The organism is Litchfieldella anticariensis FP35 = DSM 16096, from assembly GCF_000409775.1.
GTDB classification, from domain to species: Bacteria; Pseudomonadota; Gammaproteobacteria; order Pseudomonadales; family Halomonadaceae; genus Litchfieldella; species Litchfieldella anticariensis.
The window spans coordinates 963839-964062 of sequence record NZ_KE332377.1 but is presented as its reverse complement, the minus strand read 5'-3'; the positions used below and the strand labels follow the sequence as shown (position 1 = coordinate 964062).

Sequence of the window (224 nt, the reverse complement as noted above, 5' to 3'; positions counted from 1 at the left end):
GCTGAATTCCGCCACCGCCCAGGCCCTGACCTCGGCAGCAGGCGGCCAGGCCGTGACGGTGCTAGCCGTCGACCCCGACTCGCCAGCCGCGGAGGTCGCCCGAAAGGCACGCGCCCGCTACAGCCTGTCGCGAACCGCCGAGGCCATTCGCCTGCCGTATATCATTGCCGTGATCGAGATATTCAATCTGCGAATGGAGGTGATTGGACTGAACAAGCAGCTCA

The 224-nt window shown here is 64.7% G+C and carries 1 protein-coding gene; it reads left to right on the top strand.

The genetic code is table 11. The features are described 5' to 3' along the window. A partial coding sequence (locus L861_RS24775) for a hypothetical protein (RefSeq protein ID WP_201766403.1) occupies positions 1 to 224 on the top strand: 224 nt, incomplete at both ends.